This is a genomic window from Streptomyces sp. URMC 124, from assembly GCF_051386455.1.
GTDB lineage: Bacteria > Actinomycetota > Actinomycetes > Streptomycetales > Streptomycetaceae > Streptomyces.
In genome coordinates this window covers 1-5,375 of the sequence record NZ_JBPQTS010000261.1, presented here as the reverse complement: position 1 = coordinate 5,375, position 5,375 = coordinate 1, and the positions used below count along the sequence as shown (strand labels likewise).

The 5,375-nt window shown below is 70.1% G+C and carries 3 protein-coding genes; 1 reads left to right on the top strand and 2 read right to left on the bottom strand.

The window, feature by feature from the left end:
- Positions 1-437: 437 nt before the first annotated feature.
- Both ACSNOG_RS31750 and ahcY read right to left on the bottom strand, forming a co-directional pair.
- Positions 438-1,055 carry a hypothetical protein gene (locus tag ACSNOG_RS31750; protein WP_436756163.1) on the bottom strand — a complete coding sequence of 206 codons (618 nt, stop codon included), beginning with the start codon at positions 1,053-1,055 and terminating at the stop codon, positions 438-440.
- Between the two features lie 84 nt (positions 1,056-1,139).
- The gene (ahcY, locus tag ACSNOG_RS31745; RefSeq protein ID WP_436756162.1) at positions 1,140-2,597 is read right to left on the bottom strand and encodes an adenosylhomocysteinase; all 1,458 of its coding nucleotides are present in this window, start codon (positions 2,595-2,597) and stop codon (positions 1,140-1,142) included.
- A 386-nt stretch (positions 2,598-2,983) separates the two neighbouring features.
- On the opposite strand from ahcY, the gene ACSNOG_RS31740 reads away from it, so the two are divergent.
- The gene (locus tag ACSNOG_RS31740) at positions 2,984-5,005 is read left to right on the top strand and encodes a fructose-specific PTS transporter subunit EIIC (protein ID WP_436756161.1); all 2,022 of its coding nucleotides are present in this window, start codon (positions 2,984-2,986) and stop codon (positions 5,003-5,005) included.
- Positions 5,006-5,375 lie beyond the last annotated feature (370 nt).

Below are 5,375 nucleotides of genomic sequence, written 5' to 3'. Positions count from 1 at the left end.
ACGCTGTTGAGTTCTCAAGGAACGGACGCTTCCTTTGTACTCACCCTCTCGGGCTTTCCTCCGGGCGCTTCCCTTCGTTGTTTCCAACCTTACCAGATCCGTTTTCCGGGCCGTTTCCGGTCCGAATTCGTTTCCGGCCCCCTGTTGGAGCGGGGTTTCGCCTTTCAGCTTTCGCTTTCCGGCGGTGATCCCGACTTTATCAGAGGCTTTCCGGCCGAAGCTAATCGGCTTTTCGCTTCCGATAGGGGATCGAAGGTGCTCGGGGCGAACCTCGTTCACCGCCAGAGCGCTATAGATACTAACCGTTCCGTTGGAACCTGTCCAGTTCCCCCGGCAACCGTTCGAATCTACCTCCCCCCTCGACCCGTGTCAACAGGTCTCGTGGGGCGAAGAGGACACTACCAGGCTGACCAGCCCCTTTGCACATCAGGTGGCGCTCAGCTGAACGACGACGGCGGGCTGTCCAAGTCCTCCAGCTCGATGCCGGGGGCCGACAGGACGACGTCGCCAGCCAGGTTCACCGTGTGCTGCTCGCCCGTCTCCAGGTCGCTGACCTGGTACGCGTCCACTTGGAGCGGGCCGTTGTCAGTGGGGTGTGCTGTCCTGCTGAGCAGGGCCCACGACTGGTCGAGGGTCCGGGGGGCGAGGACGGGGGAGGTGAAGCCGACGAGCCGGATGCGCGTCGCGCCGGCGCCGGGGGTCAGCCGCAGGGCCCGGGACAGGGCGACGTAGAAGGCGGGGGAGGCACCGGTGAAGGCGCGGGCCTCGGGGACGTTGCCTTCCTGGGCGTACTCCCCGGTCGGGTCCGTCCGCACCCAGGTCACGCCGTCGAGGGCAGCGCCGCGCACCTGCCAGCTGCCGGCGTGGAGCTGCACGCGGATCGGGCGGCCCAGCTCGTCGAGGGTGAGGTCGACGGAGCCGGAGTGGTCGCCGGCGGGGGTGGTGGTCTGCGAGACGTAGCGCCAGCCGGAGGGGCCGGTGGCGCAGTGGAAGTGCTCTTCACCGAGGGGGGTGTGGTCGTGCGGGTCATGGAGCGAGTAGCGGCCGCGGGGCATGGTGGGGTCCTCGACAGAACGGGGACAGGCCCCTGCCTTCCCGGCAGGGGCCTGCTACCGATTGCTTGTGGTGCTGTGTCGGTATCAGTAGCGGTAGTGGTCCGGCTTGTACGGACCCTCCACCGGGACACCAATGTAGGACGCCTGCTCCGGACGGAGCGTGGTGAGCTTGACGCCCAGGGCGTCGAGGTGGAGGCGGGCGACCTTCTCGTCCAGGAGCTTCGGCAGGACGTAGACGTCGGTCGGGTACGACTCCGGCTTCGTGAAGAGCTCGATCTGCGCCAGCGTCTGGTCCGCGAACGAGTTGGACATGACGAACGACGGGTGGCCGGTCGCGTTGCCCAGGTTCAGCAGGCGGCCCTCGGACAGGACGATGAGGACCTTGCCGTCCTCGAAGGTCCAGGTGTGGACCTGCGGCTTGACCTCGTCCTTGACGATGCCGGGGATCTTCGCCAGACCCGCCATGTCGATCTCGTTGTCGAAGTGGCCGATATTGCCGACGATGGCCTGGTGCTTCATCCGGGCCATGTCCGAGGCCATGATGATGTCCTTGTTGCCCGTCGTGGTGACGAAGATGTCGGCGATCTCGACGACATCGTCCAGGGTGGTGACCTGGTAGCCGTCCATCGCCGCCTGCAGGGCGTTGATCGGGTCGATCTCGGTGACGATGACCCGGGCGCCCTGGCCGCGCAGGGACTCGGCGCAGCCCTTGCCCACGTCGCCGTAGCCGCAGACGACGGCGACCTTGCCGCCGATCAGGACGTCGGTGGCGCGGTTGATGCCGTCGATCAGCGAGTGGCGGCAGCCGTACTTGTTGTCGAACTTCGACTTGGTCACCGCGTCGTTCACGTTGATCGCGGGGAAGAGGAGCGAGCCGTCGCGCTGCATCTCGTAGAGACGGTGGACGCCGGTCGTCGTCTCCTCCGTGACGCCACGGATCTCCGACGCGAGCTGCGTCCACTTCTGGGGGTTCTCCCCCAGGGTGCGGTTCAGCAGGGTGAGGATCTGGGCGAACTCCTCGCTGTCCGCGGTGGACGGGTCCGGAGCGCTGCCCGCCTTCTCGAACTCGACGCCCTTGTGAACGAGGAGGGTGGCGTCACCACCGTCGTCCAGGATCATGTTCGGGCCGCCGGTGGCGGTGTTCGGCCAGGTCAGGGCCTGCTCCGTGCACCACCAGTACTCCTCCAGGGTCTCGCCCTTCCAGGCGAAGACGGGCACGCCCTGCGGGTTCTCGGGGGTGCCGTTCGGGCCGACCGCGATGGCGGCGGCGGCGTGGTCCTGGGTGGAGAAGATGTTGCAGGACGCCCAGCGCACCTGTGCGCCCAGCGCCACGAGGGTCTCGATCAGGACGGCCGTCTGCACCGTCATGTGCAGCGAACCGGTGATGCGGGCACCCGCCAGCGGCTGCGCCTCCGCATACTCCTTGCGGATCGCCATCAGACCGGGCATCTCGTGCTCGGCCAGGGTGATCTCCTTGCGGCCGAAGGCCGCCAGCGAGAGGTCCGCGACCTTGAAGTCCTGGCCGGGGGAAGTGGTGGTCATACGGGCTGCTCCTCTATGAAGGGCGAGCGAGGGTGGACACGGCCGTGCATGCGGTCGGGCTGCCTGAGCAGCTGGACACACGGGACACACCGGTGCCCCGACCGCAGCGCAGTCCGTCGGAGGCCCTCTCTCCCTCGGCCGGTCCGTCGCGCGGGCCGCCCGACCGCCATCAGCAGCGACGTCTGGCTCGTTCACGAATCTACACCGGGGGGCCTGCCGAACCCCACCCCCACCGGCGTCCGATCCGCCGGAACGTCAGATTCCGGCAAACGCGTGGCGGCTGACACCGGGACGGCCTCGTTTCCCGTGCAGGTCAGGTGTTGCAGGATGCGAGGAGCGCGAGGGCGCGGCACGCCCCGCGGGCGATCCGTTGTGAGGAGATCCACGTGACCAGTCCGGCCGATCCGCCCGAGCGTGACACGGCGCCCGAGGGGCGCAGACTGCTCGCCGTGACCGCCTGTCCGACCGGGATCGCGCACACGTACATGGCGGCGGAGAAGCTGGCCCAGGCCGCGCAGGAGCTCGGCTACGGGATGAAGGTGGAGACACAGGGGTCGATCGGGGCCGAGAACGTCCTCTCCGAGAGCGAGATCCGGGAGGCCGACGGCATCATCGTCGCCGCCGACAAGGACGTCGATCTGAGCCGCTTCGCGGGGAAGCGGGTGCTGTCCGTGGCGGTCGCCGAGGGCATCCGCCGTCCCGAGCGGCTGATCCGGGAGGTGCTGAGCGCGCCGGTCCGGCCGGGCGGCGGCGCGGTGGCGGAGGCGGCGCCCGGGTCGGGTGGCGAGGCCGGCGCCGCGGACGAGCTGTTCGTGGGGGCGGGCGGGGGTGGCAAGGAGCGCGGCACCGTCTACAAGGCGCTGATGAACGGCGTCTCGTACATGATCCCGTTCGTGGTCGTCGGCGGTCTGCTGATTTCCGTGTCGCTCGCCCTGGGCGGGCGGACCACCCCTCAAGGGATCGTCTTCGACAGCTCGTTCTGGCAGACGGTCAACGACATCGGCGTCATCGGGTTCGCGTTGATGATCCCGGTGCTCTCCGGCTACATCGCCTATGCCGTCGGCGACCGGCCGGCTCTCGTGCCGGGCATGATCGGGGGGTGGATCGCCGGCCACGGGGAGCTGTACGACAGCAAGGCCGGGGCGGGGTTCATCGGGGCCATCGCCACCGGGTTCCTGGCCGGCTATCTGGTGTTGTGGATCAAGAAGGTCAAGGTGCCGGACTTCGTCCGGCCGATCATGCCGATCATCGTGATCCCGATCGTGGCCACGACGGCGCTCGGCCTGTTCTTCGTCTACGTCATCGGCCGGCCGATCGCGTGGGTCTTCGAACACCTCACCAGCTGGCTGGGCGGGCTGACCGGGACGAGTGCGGCGCTGCTCGGCGTCGTACTCGGTCTGATGATCGCCTTCGACATGGGCGGGCCCGTCAACAAGACGGCGTTCCTGTTCGGTGCGGGGCTGGTCTCGAAGAACCCGGAAATCATGGGCATGTGCGCGGCGGCCATTCCGGTGCCGCCGCTGGGGCAGGGGATCGCGACGCTGCTGCGGCGGGGACTGTTCAGCAAGCAGGAACAGGAGACCGGGCTGGCGGCACTGTTCATGGGGTTCTTCGGCATCACCGAAGGCGCGATTCCCTTCGCCGCGGCCCGGCCGGCGCGGGTGATTCCGGCCAACATGTGCGGTGGTGCGGTGGCGGGTGCGATCGCGGGGCTCGCGGCGGTGGCGGACAACGTGCCGCACGGGGGGCCGATCGTGGCGGTGCTCGGGGCGGTGGAGGGGGTGCCGATGTTCTTCGTCGCGATCGCCGTCGGCACGGTGGTGACGGCGTTGACGACGGTCACCTTGATGGCGGTGGGCGCGCGGCCCGGGCGGTCGGGGCGTTCGGGGCCGCCGGCGGCTGACGGTGCCGTGGGCCCCGGCGCCTCGGCCGCCGACGGCTCGGCCGTCGGCTCCGCGCTCTCCGGCTACCTCACCGTGCGGACGGTGCGGCCGGGGCTCGCGGCTCACGGGAAGGAGGCGGCGATCCGGGAGATGGCCGGGCTGCTGGCCGAGAGCGGGCACGTGAACGACGTGGACGGTCTCGTCGCGGCGGCGCTCGCTCGGGAGGAGATGGGGACGACGGGGCTCGGGGAGGAGATTGCGATCCCGCACGCGAAGACGGATGCGGTGTCGGCCCCGGTGGTCGGGTTCGCGCGCTCGGAGGGCATCGAGTGGGGCGCGCTGGACGGGACGAAGGCCCGGCTCATCTTCATGATCGCCGTACCGTCTGCGGCCGCCGGGGATGAGCATCTGCGGATCCTGGCGATGCTCTCGCGGAAGCTGATGGATCCGGGGTTCCGGGAGAGGCTGCTGGCGGCGGAGCCGGATGCGGGGGCCCTGACGGGCATTTTGCGGGAGGTCCGCTAGCGGGGCTCGGCTCCCACGCGGGTGGGTCCGGCACCGCCGGGGGGTCGTTTTCGGCTGGGCGCCGCGGCGGCGGGAGTTGGTGGCCGGGGCGGCTACGTCGCCTGCGGTGCTCCGGGGCGGCCGCCGGCCCCCGGCCGGGGGCAGCTCGGCACCGCCGGGACGGTTGGAACTGGCTGGGCGCCGCCACGGCGGCGGACGTTGGTGCCCGGGCGCCGGCTGGGCTGGTGACGGGCTTCCGGCGCGGGCCCCACCTCGGCCGCGGGGAGCTCGGCACCGCCGGGACGGTTGGGACTGGCTGGGCGCCGCGGCGGCGGGAGTTGGTGGCCGGGGCGGCTACGTCGCCTGCGGTGCTCCGGGGCGGCCGCCGGCC

Bases quoted from the DNA above. Each gene is read 5' to 3' on its own strand.
- ACSNOG_RS31750 (WP_436756163.1), bottom strand. From the start codon at position 1,055: ATGCCCCGCGGCCGCTACTCGCTCCATGACCCGCACGACCACACCCCC.
- ahcY (WP_436756162.1), bottom strand. From the start codon at position 2,597: ATGACCACCACTTCCCCCGGCCAGGACTTCAAGGTCGCGGACCTCTCG.